This is a genomic window from Paenibacillus sp. FSL A5-0031, from assembly GCF_001956295.1.
Classification (GTDB): Bacteria; Bacillota; Bacilli; order Paenibacillales; family Paenibacillaceae; genus Pristimantibacillus.
In genome coordinates, this window is sequence record NZ_MRTD01000006.1 from 196,214 (window position 1) to 219,559 (window position 23,346).

Sequence of the window (23,346 nt, forward strand, 5' to 3'; positions counted from 1 at the left end):
GGAAGCTAATGACTATTCCGAACCTGTTTTTTGCGTGATACGGAATACGACGAATTCAGCTGGTTTCACCGGCGCTACGCCGATTACACAAATCAATCGTCCATTGTCGATGTCATCCTGTGTCATCGTTGAACGTCCAATTTCAATATAAAATGCTTCAGACGGGCTTGTACCGGACAATGCTCCGTCACGCCATACACGAGTTAAGAATGCATCAATCGTGCGCTGAACCCGGGCCCATAGCTGCTCGGTATTGGGTTCAAATACAACCCAGCTTGATCCATTCATGATTGAACCTTCAATGAAAATGAATAAGCGGCGTACGTTGATATATTTCCAAAGTGTATTGGATGAGCATGTACGAGCGCCCCATACGCGAATGCCTTGACCTGTAAAAGCACGAATCAAGTTGACGCCTGCTGGGTTAAGAATATCCTGCTCCCCATTGTTATACTGAACATCTAGGCCTACTACGCCGCGAAGCGTTTCGTTGGCAGGTGCCTTTTGAACGCCGCGTGTTGTATCAGAACGAGCATATACCCCAGCGATTGTACCAGACGGCGGGATGAAAATATTGCGTTTGTCAAGCGGATCAAACACTTGCAGCCATGGATTATACAGTGCACAATAGCTTGAATCGAACAAATCACGATGAGCAAGCACATCCTGTACCTTCGTTACTTCGCGAGGAAGATCAAGAATCGCAAAGCGGCTTCCCAAGCTTTCACAATGAGCAACCAGCGACAGCTGTACATTAGGATCGGTTACACCTGGAATCGCCATGATGCTGACAACATCGTTGTCGATAAACGACTGGATGCCAGTTCTTCTGCCTGGACCAAAGTCTTCGCCGATAAAATCAGCAGCCGACAAGCTTGCAGCAGAACCATCACTGCCGCCCGCAAGCAAAATTTCAAATACGGCAAGCTCAGAACCAGCAATTTGCTCCAGCGGAGCAACGCTCTCTTCCGATGTCTTCAGTACTTGTACGCTTACGATATTCGAGCGGGATACCAGCTTCTCCACATAGTTTGGAGCCTCTGGATTGAGCGATGCTTTCTCGTAGGTTTCCGACTCTGTTCCATAAAGCACATTAATCGTAAACTCCGAGGAGCTCAGTACTTTAGTAGGAACTAGAGCCGTATCCACGACATCGCCGCTAAGTGCTTCTGCAAGCTCAATCACTTGATCATGAACAGAGATGATGCGGTTGTATTGCTTGTCTGTACCATTTGTAAAAACGACCACATCCCCAGCATAAAAGCCAGCAGCGTTTTTCACGCGGTAACGATTGCCTTCGCTTGCTTCAAAGATCGGTGTTTTTGCTTTGCTTGCAGGTACAACAACAGCACGAATTTGATTGCCCCAAGCGCCTGGATTTTTGGCGGTAATGGAGAGAACCGCATCCTTCTGAGCTTCGTTAGAGGCTGTTTTGGCATCTGACGGCGCTACCCGAGTAATGAAGCAGCGGGAGCCTCCGTTTGTGAAAAACTGATTGACCGCATGCGCAAGAAAACGGTATGAGCCAAAAGCATTTTCAGATAAATAGGAACCATATACACGTCCAAAATCAGCTGGACTTGTAATAAGCTGCGGTAAACCCTCGACTGGTCCGCGAGCAGCAAGCCCAATAAAGCCTGCTGTGCTCGTACTAACACCTTCCAGTGGTTTGGCGCCGCTCTCAAATTCCTCCACATAGACGCCTGGCGATAAATACTCAGCCATGTGTGATCTCCTCTCTGAATCTATTTATGTATTAGGTAATGGCAGGCATATTTCTCCCGCGTCAACCCCAAGACCAATTGGAATGCGTCAGAATATCTTCATCCTACTGAAGGATTAAGGTCTGCGCTGATACTACTTCACCCGCTTGCGCCGTCAATTCGGCCGCAGCGCTGCCATGCTCGTTATTTGCAAACACTTTAATAGGAAAGCTGTTCGGCAGTATGCCGCGGAATGGCAGGATAACAATACCATTGTTTGCACTGCTCGTTTGAACAGCAGGCAATAATAACGCGCCTCTTCGATAGTTTTCCTTCAATGGCTGCTCGAATCGCAGACCATTACCGGGCAAAATCTCGGCTACACGCACAAGCTCCTCATTGCCTTGGCCGCGAAGCAGCAAGCTCTCGCCTGCAACCGTCTGGCCCTGCAGCTGACCCACTGCTGCTGTATCTGCACCAGCAAGCAGCGAATCTTGCATAATTCTACCTCGTGCTGCGGCATCCTCGCATATGTAAGCCCAAACCTCAGCATCAGCACAAGGTCTGCTAGCAGCATCACATAACTCAAAGGTGACAGCTGTCGCATTTGCAGGATAAGCATATTTGGGACCAGGCAAAAGCGGTACTGTAATCATTGGGTATAATTTTGAAATAGAAGCGGTTTCAATCTTTTTCCTGTAGGGTATAAATACAGATGAGGTAACGGAGAGCACATAGCTGCCAGAGGGAAGGTCAAGAAACAGAAAGGTCCCGTCAGGCTTCCGAATGGGTTTCTTATGAATGCCCTCAAGTGAAACGGATAACGCTGAAGGTGCAAGCAGCCTTCTTGTCCATACGTCAACTGGCGATACAACAAGCGAGCAGCGAGTTACCCTCGTTGAACGATGGTGTGACATATTAGCCACCGTCCTTTTCCTCAAGCACAATATGACGCTCGACAACTCGCGAAACCGGCTTCACACGATTCGAATCGAGCATGACTGGGCCTACGCGATAGACGACAGAAAGCTTGTACGGCGTATCGCCGAACTGCCAAAGCTTCAGTAAATCTTCGCCTTCCATGCTGACTAGATTTATCCTTATCGCACCGTTTCCTTCAGCAAGCGTGCCTTCAAGATATGTACCGCTGAGTACGGCGTTATCATAAAAGACCTGCATAGCACGACCTAATATCCGATGCTCGTCCAATGCACGCGTTAATCGATTCGCACTCGAATGCGCTGTCATCAAAAAATAAAAATCAAGCGCCTGCGGCGGGTACTGAAGCACGCCTCCACGATCCACCATGCCCGTCCGACGAGATTCGCCATTTTCCTTAACGTTGAACAAAAACAAGGAAAGAGCTAGATCGCCTGCATCCCGGGGCGAAGCCATTCCGATCAACTCGGGACGCGGCACTGGGTCAGGCGTAAGATGATCACGTAGCAAGCGCAGCATGCTGGCTTCCAAATCCGCAATAACCGTATATCCACCCATCAGCCTATCACTCCCAAAAAAATCAAAATGGTATTCGATTTCTATTATAGCTTCTCTACTACCAATTGACTACGCAAAATTACTCAATTTATGTCAATTTTCCTGACTCCGCGAACCAAATTCAGTAAAATTACTACATTTTACAACAAATTATTGAGAAAAACTTGCTAGTTATACGGTTCGAACGATTCTTTCACGACAATTTTCCCCATCTTATGGAGCTCTTGGCGTGTCGCACGGACCATATGTCTCATGCCTATTGTAGCTTGCTCCGAGGCAGCCATAAATGCGGCAGACAGGACAATATTTTTAATATGACCACCTGATGCATCGATGCGCGCTGCTAGAAATGACAGATCAAGGTCAGGATCAAGCGGCGCATCCTTAGGCAGCAGCGAGCGGAAAATTTGCTCCCGATGGGCTGCATCCGGGAATGGAAAGTTAACGATCACCTGCATTCTTCGCAAAAAGGCTTCGTCCATATTTTGCAGCAAATTGGTTGCTAGAATCGAGATACCCTCGAAACTTTCAATACGCTGCAGAAGATAGGATGCCTCCATATTAGCGAATCTATCATTTGAATCTTTTACTTCCGTTCGTTTGCCGAACAAGGAGTCTCCTTCGTCAAAAAACAGGACAGCGCCGCTGCTTTCCGCTTCAGCGAACAGCTCTCTCAAGTTTTTTTCCGTTTCCCCGATATATTTGCTCACAACGCGCGACAGATCAATACGGTAAAGCTCTAGACCCATCTCTCCCGCAACGACCTCGGCTGCCATCGTTTTGCCCGTGCCAGGAGGCCCAGCAAACAACATGCTTAAGCCTCGCCCATAAGGCAGCTTATGACCAAAGCCCCATCGATTAAACACCGTTTCGCTATGCTTATGCCTGCTGCACGCATCCTTAAGAAGCTCCAGCGGCTCCTCTGGCAATATCAGATCATCCCATCGCCGAACTAGCCGTTGCTTCTCCGCAAGCTCGGACAAACGATGCTGAACCTGTGTTCGCGAGGCATGGGCGTAATCATCAAGTGTAGGGAACTCGTGCTTGTTATGGTAAGCTAGGCGATCTGCTTGTTTGCTCATTCCCTCGATCTGCCCAGCTGTAAAAGCATACTTATCGGCTAAATGACTAAGCAGACTACGATCAGCTCTTTCATCGCTGCAGCGCTGCCAAAGCTGCAATCGCACTTCTGCGTTAGGAACATGCACAGTATGGCTCGTTAATGCAGAAAACGCTGGAAGCGGCAGCTGTGAGGCGCGTCTTTCTACACGCGTCAGCCATAACACGACAGGGAGCCTTGCTAATTCTATATAGTTAGCAAGCGCCTTGCGAACCCGTTCCTGCTGATGAGGCCAGCCCTCCGATGCGCTTCTTTCTCCCTCCCCCTCATCGAAGCATAAGACAGCTACAGATAAGAGCGATTCACGTACAATATTGATCAACTGTTCCGCCATCGCATCTTCATCCTTAGCAAGCTTGTCTAGCTTGACAAGCAGCAGCGGCTGCTCCAAAGACTGAGCCAGATGTCTGGCATGCAGCTTTTTGCCGGCGCCCGAAGGTCCGCTCAACTGAATAAACGGTATTTCATACTGCTCATTCTCATCATCTTGAGTGAATGATTTGTCTCCCTTGAAGGATCGTTCCCTTTGCACAATTTGCAGCAGCATGTCTTGAAGCTCGCAATTGAACGCCAGCTCTGGAGCTGACCTCGCCCCATCGTATAAGGTACAAACGTCTTCAATTCTGGAATCCAGCTTTTCAGTATCCAGCAGAAACGAGATAATACGAGCGTCCATGCGCAGCGGCTGCTTCAGCATGCTTCTCTCAGCGGGTACTGCCGCTCTGCCTGATCTCAGCACAAATCTGCCAAGGGTCGAATAACCTGCAAGCAGCGAACGAGCATGATAAAACTCTTCTTTCGAATCCCCTAACAATCGCAGCGCAAGCTCCGCAGTAGGCACCCGCAGCGTAACGTCGTCATTCAAATAGCCAAACCAGCTTTCATAACGTGAATCGAGCTCAGCTGCAAGGCATAACATAACGCAGCGTTTTTCCCATGTCGAAAGACGAAGAGTCCATGACAAATAAGCGAACGGGAGCCTTGCTCCCTCGCTTACGCTGTCATGGATCTGATGTGAAAATTGTCGTTCCGCTTCTAAGCGAAATTGTCTAAACGAAGCGAGTGCATCTTCTTCCTGTAAAGACTCGTTTCCTAGAAACGAACGTTCTATATCGATAGCGTTAACGACGAGGCCGCGCATTGACATTGGCGTTTGACCATCGATTTCCTTACTCTCAAAGTCTGCAAGAAGAACTCGCAGCCCTTGTTCGAGCAAAGCGAGCTCGTCACGTAAATAATCGAATCCTGTTTCATAAAATCGCATGATGGTTCACCCTTATATGAATGCATTACGCTTATCGGCGCATGAGGCAAAGTACCGCAATATCGTCGGATTGTGGAGCTCCGTCCGCGAACATGAACACGTCCATCAGCAGCGCATCGATGATTTCAGCGCTAGAATAACCGGACGTTTGAGATAAGAAATTTTGTAAACGACTAGTGGAATACTGCTCTTGCCGTTCGTTCTCGGCCTCGGTAATACCATCGGTGTAGAGGACAAAACGATCACCATGCTCAAGTTCGATGGTCTGATTCCGATAAGTGAATTCCGGGAAAGAACCAAGCGGGATGCCTTTGGGGAGCTTAATCGGCAGAACGGAACCGTCCGCTTTGACAATGTAAGGAGTACAATGTCCGCCATCGCTAAGCACAACCTCGCCAGTCGAAATGTTCAGCACGCCGCATATGATCGTTGCGAATAGCTGAGCATTGTCCGTACAAAGCTCATCGTTGACCATTTCCAGCAGCTCACCTGGCGACAGCTTCGCATTCATTTTCCCTTTAATTAACGAAAGCGTCATCGCCATGAACAGCGCAGCCGGTATTCCTTTATCCGACACATCACCCAATGTGAAAAACAGATGCTCCTCGTCTATTTTGAAAAAGTTGTAGAAGTCGCCTCCTACCTCTTTCGCTGACTTCAACAGTGCACAAACGTCAAAAGGTTCATTTGCGGAAGGCATTGTCGTAGGAAGAAAGCTGAGCTGAATGCTGCCGGCAATTTGCAGTTCATTCTCAAGGCGATCCTTGAGTGCTGTTGCCATTTGCAGCTCCCCCACCGACTCCTCAAGCGCTTCATAAAGTCTAGCATTATCCAGTGCCAATGCCAGCGGCCTTGCGAACTGAGTAAGCGTCTCATGATCTGCCCTACTAAATCGAGCTCCGCCAATCTTAGCGGTTGCTTCCAGAACACCCACCTTGCGGCCTCTCGCCAGCATCGGCACGCTTACCTTGTCACCGACGCTATGAGCCATAGTTTTTGTAAGCTCATTATCTTGCGAATCCCAGTCATCGACCAGACCAACAGCTGCCTCTTCTGCGAATATAAGCTGCTTCGCTGCTGCATTTACCGAATTTATTAGCTCCGGCTTATGCAGCGAGGAATGAACCTGCGTGCTTAAATCAAACAGCATTTCCGCACGCCTCAGCTTTGCGGTAAGACGACGATTGCAAACGAATAAATATGCCGCAGCGCCAAGGCCCGCAGCTCCGAATATTAAATAGAGTACTGACAAGACCGTTACCGCCTCTCTAGCTTCAGCTGAACCATCATTAAGCCCCTGCTCCCAGTTTGACTAGCGCTTCTTCCCGTGTCTTCGCCATATCCAATATCGTTGTAAAACCCGACATTTCAAATACATCATAGACTTGCTCTCCGAGACATGCGCAAACCATCTGTCCTTTAGAGGCTCTAAGCTTCTTAGCCGCCACCAGTATAACGCGCAGTCCCGCACTGCTTATGTATTGCAGATTCGTAAAATCAAAAATAAATTGCTGCTTGCCTTCTGCAAATAGCTTCAAGAAAGCTTGCTCTGCTATCGTCGCATTATTTCCATCCAATCTTCCCTCTAGTGGAATAATCGTAATGCCATTTAACTCCGTTGCTTGAATGTTCATATGTCTGCTTCCTCCCGCTTATCGCCATTGCTATTAAGTACGAATTGCTTGCGCATGCGGAAGCGATTCAAACCGCCCGCATATTCATAATGAATGTCATCCATTAACCTTTTCACAAAAAAAATACCCAAGCCGCCAATCGGACGATCCTCCAGCTCGAGCTCTAATAGTGCTCTAGGATCAGCCTCCTGCAGCGGATTAAAGGGAACGCCCCCGTCTTCTATTTTTACTTCAACGCTGGTTGGAGAAGCTTGAATAATGACGTCAATATGATGCTCTCCCCCAGATGGGAAGCCGTAGTTTACAATGTTGATGACAAGCTCCTCGCATGCTAGAGACAAGTCGAGAACTGCGCGTTCAGACCAACCCGCCTCGGCACCAATTTGCTCAAGCCCTTCATTCAGACGCTGGAGCTCCTCCAGCCGATTGTACAGCTTAATTTCACGATCGATGGGAAATTGCCAATCGTTCGACATTTACTACCCCCCAAATTGAATCTGACCTATCCGAGCAGAAACTAAGCAAGATATGAATCTAGTAGTTCTACGAATATTGTTGGAATCCTGCTATTTTTGTCGAATAGTTTGAAGTACATCTTCAGCAAAAGTTTTAACGTTCAACAAGCCCCTGCTCAAAGGCGTAAATCGTCAACTGTACGCGATTAGCGAGATGAAGCTTTTGCAAAATATTTTTCAGATGGTTTTTTACTGTATGCTCCGACAAGCACAGCTCGCCTGCAATCTCACGATTGGAAGCGCCTGTAGCCACCCGCTCAAGCACTTCTTTCTCCCGATCGGTAAGCGGAGTCGTAATAATAGACGCATTTTTATCCAGCGTTTGAGGTTTATTCACAAGATGCTTGGTCTCCTGCGGCTTCATTTTTGAAAATTCCTGCAGCATGCGAAAGGCAAGCTCCTTCGACATCGGTGCTTCATCTAAAGATATCGCTCGCAAATATTCCATCCATGAGGACGGGGCAAGATTTTTGAGCAAATAACCTTGCGCTCCTCGCTTTATCGCCTCGAATAAATTAGTAATGTCATCGGAGACCGTAACCATGACAATTTTTAAAGAGGGCATGAGCAGCTTCAGCCGCTGCGTCGCTTCGAGTCCGCCAATGCCAGGCATATTAATGTCCATAAGCACCAAATCGGGCTGTAATTCTTCGATTGCAGCGATTGCCTCCTCGCCGCTTGCCGCTTCCCCTATTACTTCAAATGAGTTATCGCTTAATACTATATCGCGTATGCCTTCCCGGCCGTGGGGATGGTCATCTACTAAAAAAACGCGTACCTTAGCCGTTTTATCTGTCATTTGGCATCACTCCTTCCGATGATTTCGACTTCTGTGCCCTGCGGTTTCGTCTGCTGTACCGTCATCGTCCAGCCCATCGCAGCTGCTCGCTCCTGCATCATTTTGACCCCATACTTGCCTTTGCCGTGAAGCTTCTCCTTCTCAGCCCCTATACCATCATCGAGAATGGAGCAGCGGAAAGTATTTGGCGTCTTATCGGAGCTTCCGATTCCTTCACCTTGAATGACAATTTGTTTTGCTTTCGCATGCTTCTGTACGTTCATAAGAGCCTCACGCATAATGGCCAGTAATTCGACCTTCTGCTTATAGGACAACAAGCCGTCCTGTACATGCCATTCCACTGTTGTTTGAATGCCGGAGGTCTGTTCCATTTCAACGGTTAGATGGTGGATGCTTTGCATCCATGACATATCGGCTGGTAAAGGCGCATCGTGCAAATTGGCAATAGATTGCCTGACGTCATCATATACATGCCTCACGGTTTTTCTAATCTGATCCGTCGTTTGCTGCGCATCTGAAGCGGACTCCGCCCGCTCCAGCTTGTCCAGCTTAACCGATAGCATAAACAACGATTGTGAAATGCCATCATGAAGCTCGCGAGCGAGCTGCTCACGTTCCTCAAGAGCCGCCTTAACAATACGCTCGCGCTGCAGCGTCTCTTGCGTTTGCTCCAGCTTAGCGAATAACGCACGGAGCAGCGTCAGCGTAATAATAAAAACAAAAACAGGCGCGAGCAAATTGCCGAGATCCATCGAAATGAACGGGAGCAGCAGTGCGTGGCGCAAATATTCCCATAGCCCGATAGCGACCGTCGGAATCCATAAAATTAGCCATTTCAGCCATTTGTACGACATCTGCTCAGCTCCCTTTCTCCCCATTAGTCATTCCGAAACGGAATCAACTGCTTCGTTACTGCGCCGGTCTGATCCGTAATGATCAGTTCTGCTTCCCATGCCCCGCGTGTAGGCAGCTCGAACTTATCGGATTCATAATCCGTTTCTAAAAATCCAGGGAAAGCTAAATAATTTTCCCCGCTGGCACCGCGCACTGGAACATTGATATCCGCTTTCTTCGGATTATCCGGCGTACGAAGCAGAAATTGTACAGATGCCGGCGAGCCAAGCGTCTTAGGCAGCCAAATTTTTAGTTTCACGTCATTTGGACCAGGCCCATTTGGGGTTATGATTACCGTGTAATGGAGCGTTTCACCCATTTTATGATAGGATAACGGCTCTGTATCGGGAACCGGACTTACGTAAGTGAAGATGCTTGCAAGGATCAGCACCAAAGCCATCAAAAGTCCATCCAGCTTCAGCAGCTTGCCGCTCGGCAGCTTCTGCTGTTTGGCGCGCCGATGCAGCAGAAATCCAACGCAAGCAACAATCAGTACCAATCCTGATTTGGCAAGCAGCATGAACCCCCAGCTTGTATAAAACAAATAGCGCCAGCTTGGCAGAAGAAGTGCCGTCATGCCAATTCCACTAATCGTTAGCAGCACGATTGTCAGCCATGCGACCTTCGTAAATCGCTCAGCGAATCTCCCTGCCTCCTTGCGATCTGTCCGCCACAATAACAATAGCAGCATTAATCCGCCAGCCCACAAAGCAGAGCAGACGATATGTATGAAGTCGAACACAATAGCAAACGTATTGCTTGGAAGTGCATTAACATGCCCGTTAAAGCTTTCAACCGCAATAAGCAGCAGAGCCCAAATCATTTTGAATGAATCATGCAATCGCAGAACCGTAAATCCAAGCAGCGAAAGTACGATCAGTGCAAGCCATGATTGGCCGGTGGACGTCTCCGTCAGCAAGCGGACCCATTCATTCGAATTACCTCCGTCATATCCCTTCATTAATTGACTCGCATGAACAAAAACGAACAGTAAAACCGCAAGCAGCAATCCTCTAAGCGAATAGATGCTCCATTTTTGCACGAGCTTGCTCAGACCGGATTCCGCATCCTTTGGCAGCGTTATGGACCAAAGCATTAATCCAGCAGCGAACATAAATGCAGCATAATAAATCGCTCTAACCGTATAAAATAAAGCTTGCGAAACGGTAATTCCAGCTTCTGATTGTGTCCCGTCCGAATGATCATGGCCAACCTGCTTGTGAGGATCAAAATTTGTTTCTTCCATTCCCGAATACAGCTGTGCAAAAGCCTGCGGCGGCGATACCCACAAAGAAGCAGCAGCGGCGATCAGAAGAAACAATAGTACCATTGCCATATATTTCGCCCACCTGCCGGACGCCATTTGTTTTAGTTGGAGCAAATATTTTCCCATAGATGTCACATCCCTTTATGTCATACTGTTTCAGTGTACTCGACCGCTCTAAAAAGAACAATTGCAGTTCGGTCAAGCAAATACGTATAGCAACCTACTTTTAAGCCCATTCTACTATTAAAACCATGAATCTAAGGACGTGAACCCTAATGATGGAGAAAGACTATCATCTCGCTGAATTAAACAATCAAAGCGATGCGCTCGATGCCATTCGCAAGCTGGAGCAGCAATTGACTAAAACTTATGGCTCAGAAGTCGCATTAATTGCTTATGCCGCAGACGCAGATAATGAAAAAGATAAAGCCTAAACAGCATATTAAGGCGTAATCAATGGCATGGCTCCTGTGCAATTCACAGAGGCTATGTCTTTTTTTTATAAAATGCCCCTCATTTTACGAGCGAAGAATAGCGGCCAGTATTCATCCGCGATTGCCGGGCAGCCTCTATCGGATTCCCAAACGTACACCCAGCCTGAAACAAGCTTATCCTTTGCGTCGGCAACCCATACCCTTTCATAATCATTTTGCTCCTCGTGACCATAAAATTGCTCGAGCGCATCCATGGATGCAAGTCCTTCTCTATCGACGACTATCCATTGACCGCTTATAATACTATTGCACTCTTTAGCAATAGCATCTCGAACGGCGGCTGGATAATCTCCGCAATCCACCAGTCTCCCTGCGATCTTGCCAGGTCGAATCGATTGCACATAGGATGAAACAAAATGATGATTGCTCTGACCAGGCAATAACGAACCGTAAATAAAAACAGGTATTTGCAGCATCTCTTCTCGAGCACCTTCCATCATGAAATAATAGATTGAAAATCCGTCTTCCTTCGAGGTGATTGTTCCAAGTGATGATGAATCAACCCTATGGTGTATATGGATATCGGTTTCAAGATCCGCCGCAGCTTCCCATCTATCAGTTATTTGCAACCGGCTATCAAGAGGTAACAGAGACTGACTACTACTGGGACGGGATGAAACGAATCGACGGCCCGCTCTACTTATTTCAATATACCGTCTCCGGCTTCGGTCAATTCAGACTCGGAGATGAAACACATGATCTCTATGCAGGCAATGCTTTCCTTGTAGAAATACCCGGAGATCATCACTATTGCTTGCCGCAGTCGAGCGACCACTGGACTTTTTATTTTGTACTATTTCGCCAGCAGCATATGCAAGCGCTGTGGTCTGAGCTGCTGCATGCCGTCGGCGCCACACCAACATTTGGACCTGTAAGCGCTGTCGTTCGCAGCCTTCAACATTTATATGCAGAGGCTCGCAGCAATCGTATTCAGAACAGCTACCAAGCATCATCTCTTATTTATCGTCTTATGATGGAACTGCTCCAATCAAGCACGCTGCAGCAGCAGGAGAAAATGAATTGGCCGCAGCAAATTAAGCAGGCAACTACTTATATGGAAGCTGAATTTCATCGTTTGCAAAGCTTAGATGATGTCGCAGCTGCAGCTGGATTGTCTAAATATTATTTTACGCGAATGTTCACGAAGACGACAGGCATGTCACCAATGGACTTTGTAACGAAGCTCCGAATCGAGAAGGCTGTTCAGCTGCTTAGGAGCAGCAGCCTCACAGTCGAAGAAATCGCTCATACGGTTGGTTATTCGAGCGGCAGCTACTTTAGTAAAGTATTTCGAAGCCGCGTCGGCTTTCCTCCTGCTGATTTCCGATTAGCCAAGGAGCTTCCTTCAATCGATCGTTTACAGTTCAATTGAAGAGCAATATTTTACATATCAACGCAATAAATTACGCTAGTCATCGACTAACGTTTCGTTTTACGATTATCGTATAGAGCAATATTACGATAAGAGAGGACGAAATCAAATGTATACAACTTCCAAACATCATCAATATGCCGCAACTCCGCCTATGGGCTGGAACAGCTGGGACTGCTATGGCGCAAGTGTGAGAGAAGACGAGGTTCGCGGAAATGCAGCATATATGGCCGAACATCTGCGAGATTATGGCTGGGAATATGTCATTGTTGATATTCAGTGGTATGAGCCAGGAGCAAATTCATCCCAATATCGTCCTTTCGTTCCGCTTGAGATGGATGAGTATTCCCGCTTGCAGCCCGCAGTTAACCGATTTCCATCCGCTGCGAACGGTCAAGGCTTCAAACCTCTAGCAGATTATGTTCATTCACTCGGGCTAAAATTCGGTATCCATATGATGAGGGGCATTCCTCGTCAAGCCGTTCATGCAGACACCAGCCTGCTTGGAACAAACATAACCGCTCGCCAGATTGCACATCCGAATTCGATCTGCCCGTGGAACACAGACATGTATGGCGTTGATGCTTCCAAAGACGGCGCACAGCAATATTACAATTCGTTATTTGATTTATACGCATCATGGGGAGTCGATTTCGTTAAAGTGGATGATATTGCCGCTTCCAGAATTTACGGCATTCATTTGGATGAAATCAAGCTTATTCATCACGCAATAGAACAATGCGGCAGGCCGATGGTGCTTAGCCTATCGCCTGGTCCTGCTCCGCTCGAGGATGCGGGTCCGCTTGCAGAGCATGCGAATATGTGGCGAATGACAGATGATTACTGGGATTTGTGGCACCTGCTTTATGAGATGTTTGAGCGCTGCGAGAAGTGGGCGCCGCATGCTCGGGATGGAGCATGGCCGGATTGTGATATGCTGCCGCTGGGGCATTTGGGCATTCGTTCTGTGGATGGCGGAGGCAGCGATCGCTGGACAAGATTTACACGGGACGAGCAGGTAACGATGATGTCGCTATGGGCTATTTTCCGATCGCCGCTTATGTTTGGCGGTGAAATGCGGGACAACGACGAATGGACGCTATCATTGCTCACAAATGAGGAAGTATTATCCCTTCATCGGAATGGACGCGGCGCACGCCAGCTTTATCGCGAACAGGACCGTATTGCATGGACAGCACAGGGCGATGATGCATTGTACGTTGCTTTGTTTAATGCGAGTGATCAAGAGGATACGGTTGCCGTGACGCTTGCGCAGCTTGGTTTAGCCAATGCTCCGCTCGTACGCAATCTTTGGACACGCGAGAATCTCGGCAGCTTGAACGAGCTGTCATTCTCTCTGCCTCCACACGGATCGTTATTGCTCAAATTAACATAGCTTTTTGGACCATGCACGGCCGCCAATTGTTTTTTCTAACAGGAATATCTCCTGTTAAACTCACTCAAACGATACTTCTACCATGTTTGAAATGGAAAAACTCCTGTTAATTTCTGCAAAAGACCACTGATAAGTCATTTGCATCGAAATAAGCTGGAGTTTTTCCTGTTATTTGTGTTGTAAAGCGTTTAATCGCTAATATAACGGGAAGTTTTCCTGTTACCCAGCTTAATAAGAGTGGATTCGAAGCTGAATCCCTATCATTTGGTAACCATTCGCACATCAAGCTTTCCCTAGTTTTGGCTTATAACGTTCCAATATGTTACAGTTAGAGTTCAAGTGCTAGCGTATCTGCCTCATATCCTTTGGCAATTATACGCTGCAGCTTGAAAAAATCTCATTCCTGAATACATAGGAGGTCGTTTAGTTATGGCAAGCCAAACAGGAGCCATCGTACAGCAATCCTTAAACGCACTAATGGGAGACCCTGCTTTTTTACCAAATTTACAAGCTCAAGCACGTGAGCAAGCTTTCTTATCACTTGCTGCTATTCTTTCCACGCCAAATAAAGTTCATAAAGCTTTTTTGCGCATTACGGTAGATAACGGCAATGTCGTTCGAATTCCGGCCTATCGCATACAGCATAACGATACACTCGGGCCTTATAAAGGCGGAATTCGGTTTCACGAATCCGTAAGCGAAGATGAAGTAACAAATCTAGCTGCGCTAATGACGCTCAAAAACGCGCTTCACGAGGTGCCTTTCGGCGGAGGTAAAGGTGGAGTCGTTATTAATCCACGCTCCTATTCCGCTAGAGAGCTTTATCTCATTTGCAAAAAATACGTGCAATATTTCAGTGACGTGCTCGGGCCTGACAAAGATATTCCGGCACCTGATATGGGAACCGGCGAGCGTGAAATGGACTGGATGATGGCCGAGTACAAAAGCATTCATCCCGGTCATCCTTACCTCGGCAGCTTCACCGGCAAAAGCGTCATTAACGGCGGATCTTTAGGCCGCAGAGAAGCAACCGGAAAAGGCGTTTATTTCACTTTCCGTTACATGCTTTATGATTTTCTTAAAGAGCAAAGCAGCTGGCTAGCCGGCAGCACAAACCCGTTTGTGCAAACCGCGTTAGCGCATGCGGACAAGCCGCTGTCGATCGCCGTTCAAGGCTTCGGCAACGTTGGTTCAGTCGCTGCAATGGAAGCATATAAATGCTCTTATTTAAACAATAAAGTAGTAGCTGTAAGCGATCGCAACGTCACGTTGTACAATCCGGACGGTCTCTCTATCCCTTCATTGCTTGAATACGCATCGCTTCACCAAGGTGATTTGCCTTCGGACGAAGCTGCACTGTCTGAGCTTGATATGAAAGCCCAAATTCTTGGCCGCGAAGAGGTCCTTTATTTAGATGTAGATGTGCTTATTCTTGCCGCACTTGAGGAACAAGTTCGCAAAGACAACGTCGATCAAGTAAAAGCTCGCATCATTGTAGAAGGTGCGAATGCCCCTGTCACAGGTGAGGCTGATGAGGTGCTGACTGCAAAGGGCACCATCATTATTCCCGACATTCTTGCAAACGCCGGCGGTGTTATCGTCTCCTATTTCGAATGGCTGCAAGGAAGAGAAACACAATTTTTCACCGAGGAACAGGTGTATAAGATGTTGTATGAGAAAATGCAAACAACGTTAAACGGCATCCTGCCCGCTTTCTTCGGCGATCCGTTCCCGCTCCGTCAAAATTGTTATAATCATGCGGTTATGAAGCTGTCAACCGTGCTGTATCGTCAAGGCAAGCTTTATTAACATGCCTTCCTGACTAGGTATCTGCATGCTCCTTTAATGGCTTCACAGATAAAGGGCAATTCCTCAACCAGCTTTGGCTGCTAAGGAATTGCCCTTTTTATAATGAAGAAAACTACTGCTGAACATAACGATTAATGACTTCAACAAGCAAATCATTGAGCAGCTTAACCTCATATTCGCCTACTGCCGGCTCTAGGTGATCACTGCCGATACCGCTGTCATCGGTTAAAAACAAATAGGTGCCGCCCGTCGCTGTTGCCATGAAACGCATCAAATATTCCGTCTCTGCACTCACTCCGCTAGAAGCTACAGGTATAATTCTAACCCCTTGCTCAGCCGCATCCTCTGTAAGCTGCTTTATCTCGTCGATAACCTGTGGTTCATCATGAGGCGGTGCGTCTAGAACGAGAAACAGCAGACGCGCTCTAGCATCCTTGCTCCACTCATGCTCATGAAGCGCATCGCGCAGCGCCTGATCAACAGCCTCGGGATAATCTCCGCCCCCATCCGCCTTTTGCTTGCTAAATTGATCTATCACTTTATTTATGTCCGTAGTGAATGGATACGGCTTGACGATATAATCATCATGCTTATCTTTGTAAAAGTTTGCGCTGATACGAATGCCAAGCTGATTTGCATGCTCATCGGACACTCGCTTCACAACATCCTTAAGCTCCGCTTCCAAATAATTCAGCTCATCCTCCATGGAGCCTGTCGTATCCACAACAAACATAATGTCTACCTGATCTGACAGCGCTGTACCTTTACTTAAATCAACTTTAATGCTGCCTTGCTGTGGGATGTCCATCTCCTGCGTCGTCTTGCTTTCTTGACCCGATTGCACTTTAACGGTATAACGGCCTAAGTTCGTCGTATCACTTTCAAATAGACCTGCGTACACATAGGCTCTGCCCTCCGTGTTTGTACGCGCCTTCCATATCGCCTTCTTGCCTGCGTACAGTTCTACCCGTGCATCAGACACTGCTTTGCCTCCAGCTGTGACGATAACCTCAAGGCGGTTAAAATTCCAGAACTGCCATACCCGCTTGCTGCTATCCCCTTCTTGCGAGTTGAGTAAATTGCCAAAGCGATCCCAAGCAGCTATATCATCCCATTCACCAGCAGTTAGTTGCCCGGCCTGCTCTATTTTGTCTGGATTTGAATACCCGCGTTTGCCCCCCTCTTTTTGTCTTAGAGGCTCCACACTAATGGATTTTCGATCCCCACCACTTGTAGTTTCTTCTCCTTTGCTCGGAGCTCCGCTCTCCGAATTGCTTCTGTATTCCATGTCTCGGTTACCACTGTTCGAGGCATCATTCTTAGAGGAAGAGCATGCGCTTAATACAAGAAACAGGGAAAGCAACACAACGGTAATCGAGAAGATCCAACTTTTTCTTTGTCTAATTGCCTTGTTGAGAGAATGACCCGCTTTCATTCTTTCAGCCCCTTTTTTAATTATATTTACGTTTCCTAATCTGACGATTATTGGAAGTGTAATGTTGCATTAATAAGCCAGTAACATTACAATCGTTAACAGACATGCTGCGAGTCCCATGATCGACTGCATGAAGCAATTATTCAGGAGGACTTCACCTTGGAAACATTCGAATTAATCGCATTTGAAATGACTTATCAGCAAAAGACGATTCAGCTTTCCTTTACTTCCGCTGAGCTCGTTCGAGTTACGGAGTATGGGGATCGATTATGGTACGTAGATATAAATGGCGTTGACGATCGTGAGCTATTAGCATGGTTTGGCAGAAATGAGGATATCGGAATTGAGCTTACTGCTGTCGCCAGCAGTGGGCAAACCTTCCGAGGCAAAGGCTATTTTCATCCGAATGAGCCTCATCAAGCTGCTGCTGTTCGGGGCGATGGCGAGCTGCTTGAAACATAATTCACACAAAAAAAGAAGCTAAGATAAGTCATGTTCATGACTTGCCTTAGCTTCTTTTGATTTATTATTATTTGCCGTGAGCAATTTCAGGCGTTGTAAGGCGATCATAAAACTCTACGCCTTTATCTTTGTCCGCAGAATCACGAAGCGCCATAGCGGAACGTGGATGCTCATCCAAAATACCTGTAATCATGTAAGGAATGATGTAACCCCATTCTTCCTTCTCGCGAAGCGGAACCATGTACTTCTCGATCATATCAAGGACAGGACGGATGTTGTATTTCGTGTTTTGAAGCTCAGATACCAATAGCTCCGTGTTGCAGTTGCCCGCTGCGCGGCCCATGCCATAAACAGATGCATCAAGCAGCTCAACGCCATGTTCTGCTGCTAGCAGCGTGTTGGCAAATGCAAGCTGCAAATTGTTATGTGCGTGAACGCCTAGACGTTTGTTAGGCAAATGCTGACGGAACTTGTCAACGAGGTAGCTCATATCGCTTGGCTTCAAGCTGCCATAGGAGTCAACGACGTAAACAACGTCAACAACGCTCTCATTGATAAGCTGGAAAGCTTCAATAAGCTGATTCTCCATTACGTTAGAGAGAGCCATAATGTTAATTGTCGTTTCATATCCGCGATCATGGAATACTTTAACCAGCTCAAGCGCTTTATCTACATCTTGGATGTAGCAAGCAACGCGAATCAGATCAAGCAAGCTCTCGCTGCGCGGCAAAATGTCGTTCTCGTCAACTCGACCGATATCAACAAGTGCGGAAAGCTTCGTATTTCCTTTGTTAGGGATAACTTTTTTCAAGAAATCATCATTTAGAAAACGCCAAGGTCCTGCACTTTCAGCACCCTTAAGCAGTTTCGGAGAGTTTTTGTAGCCGATTTCCATATAATCGACGCCGGCTTCGTTCAAGCTTTGGTACAAATGCTGAACGAACTCGACACTAAAATCCCAATTATTTACGAGTCCGCCATCACGGATCGTGCAGTCAACAATTTTACAGTGGCTTGTTTTTGAATGCATGCTTTGTTACTCCTTTGATGTGAACATGAGTTCATTTTATCTCATCATACTTGAAAAGAATGAGGAACGCAAAATAATTTTGTCGTTTTATGGTTAATTTAGAAGCAGTTTTGTCTAGTCTGCAAACACCTTCGAGGTCAGCGATAGGACATCTACTTTGACTATTATGACCAATGTTCAGACAAAAAAGCCGTCTCAACGATTTAACGTAGAAACCGGCTTCTTTGGCTGCTTTTACAAAAAATTATTTAACAAGCGTATGAGGCTCTTGTCCATAATGGCCCGATCGCTTCATTTTCGTTTGGATATATTTTTCATTATAAGTAGAGGAATTGCCCCATAATGGCACTCTACCCGCCACGTTCATGCCCGATTTGCGCAGTGCATCCACTTTCCGCGGATTGTTGGTAATAATCGATACCGGGTGCTTCCTCAGCAGCTTCAGTACAGCAATGGCATCACTATAATCGCGTGAATCATCTGCGAAACCAAGCTCTGTATTTGCATCAACCGTATCGAGCCCATCCTCTTGAAGCAAGTAGGCAATCGCTTTACTGAACAAACCGATTCCACGGCCCTCGTGATTGGCTAAATAAAAGAGCGCCCCCGTGCCATGCTCTATTATGATCCGCATCGATTGCTTTAACTGAAAGCCGCAATCACATCTTGCGCTTCCGAAGATATCGCCTGTGTGACAGATGCTGTGCATCCGAATGAGCGCGTCTTCATTATTTTCAAAATCGCCATATACGAGAACACTCGATTGCTGCAGATCCGCATAAGAGAATCGATTTAAATCATCAACGAGCTGCTCGGGAGACAGCTCCTTGCCTGCTTCCTTGCGGAGCCAGCTATACCAATGAAAAATCTTAGTTTCTCCGTCAAGGTCGACGGGAAGCTTCACAGGACCGATCACATAAATGTCATCATTGCCGCTTTGCGTACGTTTTAGTTTATTTTTAATAAGTGCTGCTATATTAGGTTTAATCATGCTAGTTCACCTTCTCTAAAAGAATACGCAATTAAAATTGCATGCATAAGTAGCTGAGCGTACCAAATTCATAACTTCGATATATGACCTTTGGAGCTGACTCTGGACTGCCGCTGCCTAAAGCTATATATAATGGAACAAAATGTTCTGCACGGGGTACTGCCATTTTAGCATGCGGAGCAAGCTGTTCATACTGAAATAGCGAATTTGTATCGTGCTTATTCATTTTTTCTATTAGCCAATCATCAAACTGGACAGCCCAGCTCTCCGGCTCCTTCTGTCCCCAGTTTACAGCACGAAGATTATGAACGGTCACGCCGCTGCCAATGAGCAAAATATTTTGTGAGCTCAAGCTGCGCAGCGCCTCGCCAATTAGGAACTGCTCCTGTGGAGCACGATATGGATTTACAGAAATCTGCACGACAGGAATATCTGCCTTCGGGAACATATGCTTCAGCATCGTCCATGAGCCATGATCCAGTCCTCTTTCATTATCATATGCTACCTGAATATTATTTTCGCTCAGCAAATGGCCAACATGCTCAGCGACTCTTACTGAGCCTTTAGCAGCATATTTGATCTGGTAGAGCTCATCAGGAAAACCATAAAAGTCATAAATCGTTTCATATTCATCATCCTTGGATGAAATCGTAACGATGTCCGTCTCCCAATGCGCCGTGAAAATAACGATCGCATCCGGCTTTAGACTCGCACCTGTTTGTTTCAGAAATTCGCTATATTCATTTTGCTCGACAGCGAGCATCGGTGATCCATGCGCTAGAAATAAAGGATTCATTGCGGTACCTCCTCAAATTCACTTACTAATTGTAACTAATTATAATTTTATAACTAAAGATAGTCAAGTAATTAACAATATCCAAGTGTGCTTGTATAAATAAGATATTGGAGTTATACTTATTAGAAGTAAAAAGAGGTGATGCGCATGGATCAATCTAACCTTTGTCCCCGTTTTCAGAAGGGAATGGAACTTATAAGCAAGCGTTGGACCGGCCTTATCATATTCCAGCTTTTGTCCGGCCCGCAGCGCTTCTGCGCCGTTCAGTCCGCCCTTCCGATCAGCGGCAGATTGCTGTCAGAACGTTTCAAAGAGCTTGAGAATGAAGGTATTGTCGATAGACATGTTTACCCTGAAATACCTGTACGCATAGAATATTCATTAACGGAAAAAGGCCTTGCTCTTGAGCCGATTATCCGTGAAATACAAGTGTGGTCTCAAGATTGGATTGAACCGATAACCAAAGTCTAATCCATCCTACACAGCATAAAAGGGAATATCTGCTCAGCGGGGTTTAAGCGCTGAGCAGATATTCCCTTTTTTTAACATTTATCCGTAATCCGGTTCGCCACAATGAGCATATCCATATGACGGCCGGCTTGCAGCAATTCACGGACGATATTGCCGCGAAAGCTTGCATACCACGCCTTTTTGCTAGGCTGCCCGACGATAAGCTGCGTTGCTTTGATGCGATTGGCTGCCGTTAGAAGCGTACCCGCAATATGCTCCCTGCTCTCCGCTTTGGACATTTCAAATACTCCGCCAAGCCTCTCGGTCAGCTTCATCAACAGATCACGCTTATTGATCGCCTCGTCTGTCCAAGGTGCGCCATCCTGCACATGATGCACATGCCACTGCGCCTTCAGCCGATACGCAATGCGGAAGCCCCGCCGAATAAGACGCTCTGCGTCCGCGAGAATATCAATGCCGACAAAGATGACCTCTCTTCGGCGCAGCGTTCCACGCAGCGTCTGATTGCGATCCCATGCTTCAAGCCGTTCATCTACATCATCAGCAAGCTCGCGAAGGGCAAGCTCTCGCAGCGCAATTAAATTGCCCGTCGTGAAAAAAGCACCAAGCGCTTGTTCCACTTTGGCTTTGGCATATATTTTCCCATCTCTCATACGCTGCTGCAGCATTTGCGGTGTCACATCGATCAGCTCTACTTGATCTGCCAGCCTTATAATCGCATCGGGTACCGTTTCTCTAACACGAACGCCAGTAACCTGTTCAATGGCATCATTCAAGCTTTCAATATGCTGCACATTCATCGTCGAAACAACCGATATTCCCTTCTGCAGCAAATAAATGACATCCTCATAACGCTTCTTCCTCAAGCTGCCCGGCACATTCGTATGAGCTAGCTCATCCACCAGCACAACATCGGGATTTCTGCTAACTATCGCTTCAACATCCATTTCTTCGAGCTGAGTACCTCGATATTGAATCGTTTGCCTAGCGATAATCGGCAGCTCTCCAATCTGCTTCAATGTATCCTCGCGCCCATGTGTTTCCACGATGCCAATAACGACATCTATACCTTTCTGATACATCATGTTCGCTTCAGCAAGCATCCGATACGTTTTCCCGACGCCTGGCGCCGCCCCGATATACAGATTGAAGCTGCCTCTTCTCATGGATTCCATTTGCTGCTCGCGCTCATCTGGGCTGAACCTTCGAAACAACGCTTTTCGCGAATCACTTCTTTGCTTAACAGGCAAAATCCGCTCGCCTTCTTGCTCTGAGCGGTCTGCCATAAGAAATAAATCGATCTGCTTCAGCCTGCGCAGCACGCTGTCAACAATTGAGCCCTGTTTCAGCTGCTGCCATCTGCTCTGCTTGGAATGGCCCATAACGATACGAGTAACCTGATGCTCCTCCGCGTACCTTACTAGAGCGGACGGCAAACGACGGCGGCTTTGCAACGGCAGCTCCTCAAATGTGCCCCCTACTTTAACGGTAAGCTTCTTTATTGAAGCTTTAAAAGCCTGCTCTTCCTTGGACAGTTTTTTTTGCGGCTCTTTAAAGGAAACGACTATGACATCTCCATTAAGCCTGCGGGCAATTTGCTGTCCTCTTCTTACATATAAAGAGCCGTTCCAATGATATTGTGCGGTTACCAGAATACGCTCGGAAGCACCCGACGGACCCGTGAGCCCCATCTCCTCCCGATGCTTCTCCAGCGACTCATTGACTCCCTCTGCGACTAGCCGCAGCGACAGCTCTCGCAGCACCGCAAGATTTCCCCGCAGGGAAATTGCAGGATCGGGCTTTACGCCGAGCGTTCCATCCTCAAACCGCTTAAGCATCGTTTCAGGCGATACATCAATCAGCCTAACCTCATCAGCAAGCTCAAGCGTATGAGCAGGAACGGTGCAGCTCGGACGAATCCCCGTCCATTTGAGAACAGCCTGATCTACACCCTCGAGCTCATACACATTGATTGTTGTAATAACGCTTATGCCCTTGCCAAGCAAAAAAATAATATCTTCTAGCCGCGTTTGAAACTTTGCATCAGTTCGATTGCGATGGGCTAGCCCATCTATGAGCAGCACCTCAGCGTCCCTCTCTACCAAAGCATCCAGATCAAGATCCTTTTGCTCTGCACCATCCTTCTGCCAATGGATGCTTGGCACACGCTCGAAAGGTTCAATCAATTCGAGCGTCTCCGGACTCTGCGGCCTAAGAACCGCGCAAAGGACAACATCAATGCCATCTCGCTTCAGCTCTGTTCCTTCTCGCAGCATATGATACGTTTTGCCTGAACCGCTCACCGCTCCAATGAGTATTTTTAGACGTCCTTGATGCAGCTTTGCGATGGAGAGCAGCAGCTCCTCTGGCGTTTTCTTTTTCAGCGGAGCCATATGG

The 23,346-nt window shown here is 47.1% G+C and carries 22 protein-coding genes; 6 read left to right on the plus strand and 16 right to left on the minus strand.

The window, feature by feature from the left end; translation table 11 throughout:
• Positions 1–12: 12 nt before the first annotated feature.
• The 10 genes from BK120_RS12925 to BK120_RS12970 form a co-directional block, all read right to left on the minus strand.
• Positions 13–1,725 carry a phage tail sheath family protein gene (locus BK120_RS12925; protein WP_076267914.1) on the minus strand — a complete coding sequence of 571 codons (1,713 nt, stop codon included), beginning with the start codon at positions 1,723–1,725 and terminating at the stop codon, positions 13–15.
• 103 nt (positions 1,726–1,828) lie between these two features.
• Positions 1,829–2,629: a peptidase associated/transthyretin-like domain-containing protein gene (locus BK120_RS12930; RefSeq protein ID WP_144376749.1), complete on the minus strand. Its 801-nt coding sequence runs from the start codon at positions 2,627–2,629 to the stop codon at positions 1,829–1,831.
• On the minus strand, positions 2,622–3,200 hold the full coding sequence (locus tag BK120_RS12935) for a Pvc16 family protein (protein WP_076267916.1): 579 nt from the start codon (positions 3,198–3,200) through the stop codon (positions 2,622–2,624). Before BK120_RS12935 ends, BK120_RS12930 begins: the two co-directional genes overlap by 8 nt.
• 167 nt (positions 3,201–3,367) lie before the next feature.
• Entirely contained in the window at positions 3,368–5,584 is a 2,217-nt protein-coding gene (locus BK120_RS12940) for an AAA family ATPase (RefSeq protein WP_076267917.1), read from the minus strand.
• A gap of 31 nt (positions 5,585–5,615) precedes the next feature.
• On the minus strand, positions 5,616–6,836 hold the full coding sequence (locus BK120_RS12945; RefSeq protein ID WP_076267918.1) for a PP2C family protein-serine/threonine phosphatase: 1,221 nt from the start codon (positions 6,834–6,836) through the stop codon (positions 5,616–5,618).
• Between the two features lie 37 nt (positions 6,837–6,873).
• Positions 6,874–7,218 carry an STAS domain-containing protein gene (locus BK120_RS12950; RefSeq protein ID WP_076267919.1) on the minus strand — a complete coding sequence of 115 codons (345 nt, stop codon included), beginning with the start codon at positions 7,216–7,218 and terminating at the stop codon, positions 6,874–6,876.
• Positions 7,215–7,694 (minus strand): ATP-binding protein, encoded by a 480-nt coding sequence (locus BK120_RS12955; RefSeq protein ID WP_076267920.1) that lies wholly within the window; start codon positions 7,692–7,694, stop codon positions 7,215–7,217. The genes BK120_RS12950 and BK120_RS12955 overlap by 4 nt, the downstream gene beginning before the upstream one ends.
• 133 nt (positions 7,695–7,827) lie before the next feature.
• Positions 7,828–8,532: a response regulator gene (locus BK120_RS12960; RefSeq protein WP_076267921.1), complete on the minus strand. Its 705-nt coding sequence runs from the start codon at positions 8,530–8,532 to the stop codon at positions 7,828–7,830.
• Complete coding sequence (locus BK120_RS12965; RefSeq protein ID WP_076267922.1) at positions 8,529–9,386, minus strand: sensor histidine kinase; 858 nt, start codon at positions 9,384–9,386, stop codon at positions 8,529–8,531. Before BK120_RS12965 ends, BK120_RS12960 begins: the two co-directional genes overlap by 4 nt.
• Before the next feature lie 23 nt (positions 9,387–9,409).
• Positions 9,410–10,762, minus strand: coding sequence for a copper resistance D family protein (locus tag BK120_RS12970; RefSeq protein WP_076267923.1), 1,353 nt, complete (start codon positions 10,760–10,762; stop codon positions 9,410–9,412).
• Positions 10,763–10,968: 206 nt separating this feature from the next.
• Here BK120_RS12970 and BK120_RS35255 point away from each other — a divergent pair, with 206 nt between their 5' ends.
• Positions 10,969–11,127, plus strand: a complete 159-nt coding sequence (locus tag BK120_RS35255) for a hypothetical protein (protein WP_179089793.1) — start codon at positions 10,969–10,971, stop codon at positions 11,125–11,127.
• Positions 11,128–11,192: 65 nt separating this feature from the next.
• Here BK120_RS35255 and BK120_RS12975 read toward each other — a convergent pair whose 3' ends face one another.
• Positions 11,193–11,603 (minus strand): gamma-glutamylcyclotransferase family protein, encoded by a 411-nt coding sequence (locus BK120_RS12975; protein WP_076268067.1) that lies wholly within the window; start codon positions 11,601–11,603, stop codon positions 11,193–11,195.
• 74 nt (positions 11,604–11,677) lie between these two features.
• On the opposite strand from BK120_RS12975, the gene BK120_RS12980 reads away from it, so the two are divergent.
• The 3 genes from BK120_RS12980 (at position 11,678) to BK120_RS12990 (ending at position 15,764) form a co-directional block, all read left to right on the plus strand.
• The gene (locus BK120_RS12980; protein ID WP_083681935.1) at positions 11,678–12,559 is read left to right on the plus strand and encodes an AraC family transcriptional regulator; all 882 of its coding nucleotides are present in this window, start codon (positions 11,678–11,680) and stop codon (positions 12,557–12,559) included.
• A 109-nt stretch (positions 12,560–12,668) separates the two neighbouring features.
• A complete protein-coding gene (locus tag BK120_RS12985) occupies positions 12,669–13,955 on the plus strand; it encodes a glycoside hydrolase family 27 protein (protein ID WP_076267924.1) in 1,287 nt (428 codons plus the stop codon).
• Positions 13,956–14,384: 429 nt separating this feature from the next.
• On the plus strand, positions 14,385–15,764 hold the full coding sequence (locus tag BK120_RS12990) for a Glu/Leu/Phe/Val family dehydrogenase (protein WP_076267925.1): 1,380 nt from the start codon (positions 14,385–14,387) through the stop codon (positions 15,762–15,764).
• 112 nt (positions 15,765–15,876) lie between these two features.
• Here BK120_RS12990 and BK120_RS12995 read toward each other — a convergent pair whose 3' ends face one another.
• On the minus strand, positions 15,877–17,199 hold the full coding sequence (locus BK120_RS12995) for a vWA domain-containing protein (RefSeq protein WP_083681937.1): 1,323 nt from the start codon (positions 17,197–17,199) through the stop codon (positions 15,877–15,879).
• 159 nt (positions 17,200–17,358) lie between these two features.
• Here BK120_RS12995 and BK120_RS13000 point away from each other — a divergent pair, with 159 nt between their 5' ends.
• The gene (locus BK120_RS13000; protein WP_076267926.1) at positions 17,359–17,661 is read left to right on the plus strand and encodes a hypothetical protein; all 303 of its coding nucleotides are present in this window, start codon (positions 17,359–17,361) and stop codon (positions 17,659–17,661) included.
• Positions 17,662–17,728: 67 nt separating this feature from the next.
• On the opposite strand, the gene BK120_RS13005 is transcribed toward BK120_RS13000, so the two are convergent.
• The 3 genes from BK120_RS13005 to BK120_RS13015 all read right to left on the minus strand — a co-directional run bounded on the left by BK120_RS13005 (position 17,729) and on the right by BK120_RS13015 (position 20,478).
• Positions 17,729–18,691 carry an aldolase catalytic domain-containing protein gene (locus BK120_RS13005; protein WP_076267927.1) on the minus strand — a complete coding sequence of 321 codons (963 nt, stop codon included), beginning with the start codon at positions 18,689–18,691 and terminating at the stop codon, positions 17,729–17,731.
• A 244-nt stretch (positions 18,692–18,935) separates the two neighbouring features.
• On the minus strand, positions 18,936–19,682 hold the full coding sequence (locus tag BK120_RS13010) for a GTP cyclohydrolase II (RefSeq protein ID WP_076267928.1): 747 nt from the start codon (positions 19,680–19,682) through the stop codon (positions 18,936–18,938).
• A gap of 31 nt (positions 19,683–19,713) precedes the next feature.
• Entirely contained in the window at positions 19,714–20,478 is a 765-nt protein-coding gene (locus tag BK120_RS13015) for a DODA-type extradiol aromatic ring-opening family dioxygenase (RefSeq protein ID WP_076267929.1), read from the minus strand.
• Between the two features lie 147 nt (positions 20,479–20,625).
• Here BK120_RS13015 and BK120_RS13020 point away from each other — a divergent pair, with 147 nt between their 5' ends.
• Positions 20,626–20,949 (plus strand): winged helix-turn-helix transcriptional regulator, encoded by a 324-nt coding sequence (locus BK120_RS13020; protein WP_076267930.1) that lies wholly within the window; start codon positions 20,626–20,628, stop codon positions 20,947–20,949.
• Between the two features lie 71 nt (positions 20,950–21,020).
• On the opposite strand, the gene BK120_RS13025 is transcribed toward BK120_RS13020, so the two are convergent.
• Positions 21,021–23,342, minus strand: a complete 2,322-nt coding sequence (locus BK120_RS13025) for a histidine kinase (RefSeq protein WP_076267931.1) — start codon at positions 23,340–23,342, stop codon at positions 21,021–21,023.
• Positions 23,343–23,346: the final 4 nt, after the last annotated feature.

Coding starts and splice junctions, on each gene's coding strand:
- BK120_RS12925 (WP_076267914.1), bottom strand. CDS start 1,725: ATGGCTGAGTATTTATCGCCAGGCGTCTATGTGGAGGAATTTGAGAGC.
- BK120_RS12935 (WP_076267916.1), bottom strand. CDS start 3,200: ATGGGTGGATATACGGTTATTGCGGATTTGGAAGCCAGCATGCTGCGC.
- BK120_RS12940 (WP_076267917.1), bottom strand. CDS start 5,584: ATGCGATTTTATGAAACAGGATTCGATTATTTACGTGACGAGCTCGCT.
- BK120_RS12950 (WP_076267919.1), bottom strand. CDS start 7,218: ATGAACATTCAAGCAACGGAGTTAAATGGCATTACGATTATTCCACTA.
- BK120_RS12955 (WP_076267920.1), bottom strand. CDS start 7,694: ATGTCGAACGATTGGCAATTTCCCATCGATCGTGAAATTAAGCTGTAC.
- BK120_RS12960 (WP_076267921.1), bottom strand. CDS start 8,532: ATGACAGATAAAACGGCTAAGGTACGCGTTTTTTTAGTAGATGACCAT.
- BK120_RS12965 (WP_076267922.1), bottom strand. CDS start 9,386: ATGTCGTACAAATGGCTGAAATGGCTAATTTTATGGATTCCGACGGTC.
- BK120_RS12970 (WP_076267923.1), bottom strand. CDS start 10,762: ATGGCAATGGTACTATTGTTTCTTCTGATCGCCGCTGCTGCTTCTTTG.
- BK120_RS35255 (WP_179089793.1), top strand. CDS start 10,969: ATGATGGAGAAAGACTATCATCTCGCTGAATTAAACAATCAAAGCGAT.
- BK120_RS12975 (WP_076268067.1), bottom strand. CDS start 11,603: ATGCTGCAAATACCTGTTTTTATTTACGGTTCGTTATTGCCTGGTCAG.
- BK120_RS12980 (WP_083681935.1), top strand. CDS start 11,678: ATGATGAATCAACCCTATGGTGTATATGGATATCGGTTTCAAGATCCG.
- BK120_RS12985 (WP_076267924.1), top strand. CDS start 12,669: ATGTATACAACTTCCAAACATCATCAATATGCCGCAACTCCGCCTATG.
- BK120_RS12990 (WP_076267925.1), top strand. CDS start 14,385: ATGGCAAGCCAAACAGGAGCCATCGTACAGCAATCCTTAAACGCACTA.
- BK120_RS12995 (WP_083681937.1), bottom strand. CDS start 17,199: ATGAAAGCGGGTCATTCTCTCAACAAGGCAATTAGACAAAGAAAAAGT.
- BK120_RS13005 (WP_076267927.1), bottom strand. CDS start 18,691: ATGCATTCAAAAACAAGCCACTGTAAAATTGTTGACTGCACGATCCGT.
- BK120_RS13010 (WP_076267928.1), bottom strand. CDS start 19,682: ATGATTAAACCTAATATAGCAGCACTTATTAAAAATAAACTAAAACGT.
- BK120_RS13015 (WP_076267929.1), bottom strand. CDS start 20,478: ATGAATCCTTTATTTCTAGCGCATGGATCACCGATGCTCGCTGTCGAG.
- BK120_RS13020 (WP_076267930.1), top strand. CDS start 20,626: ATGGATCAATCTAACCTTTGTCCCCGTTTTCAGAAGGGAATGGAACTT.
- BK120_RS13025 (WP_076267931.1), bottom strand. CDS start 23,342: ATGGCTCCGCTGAAAAAGAAAACGCCAGAGGAGCTGCTGCTCTCCATC.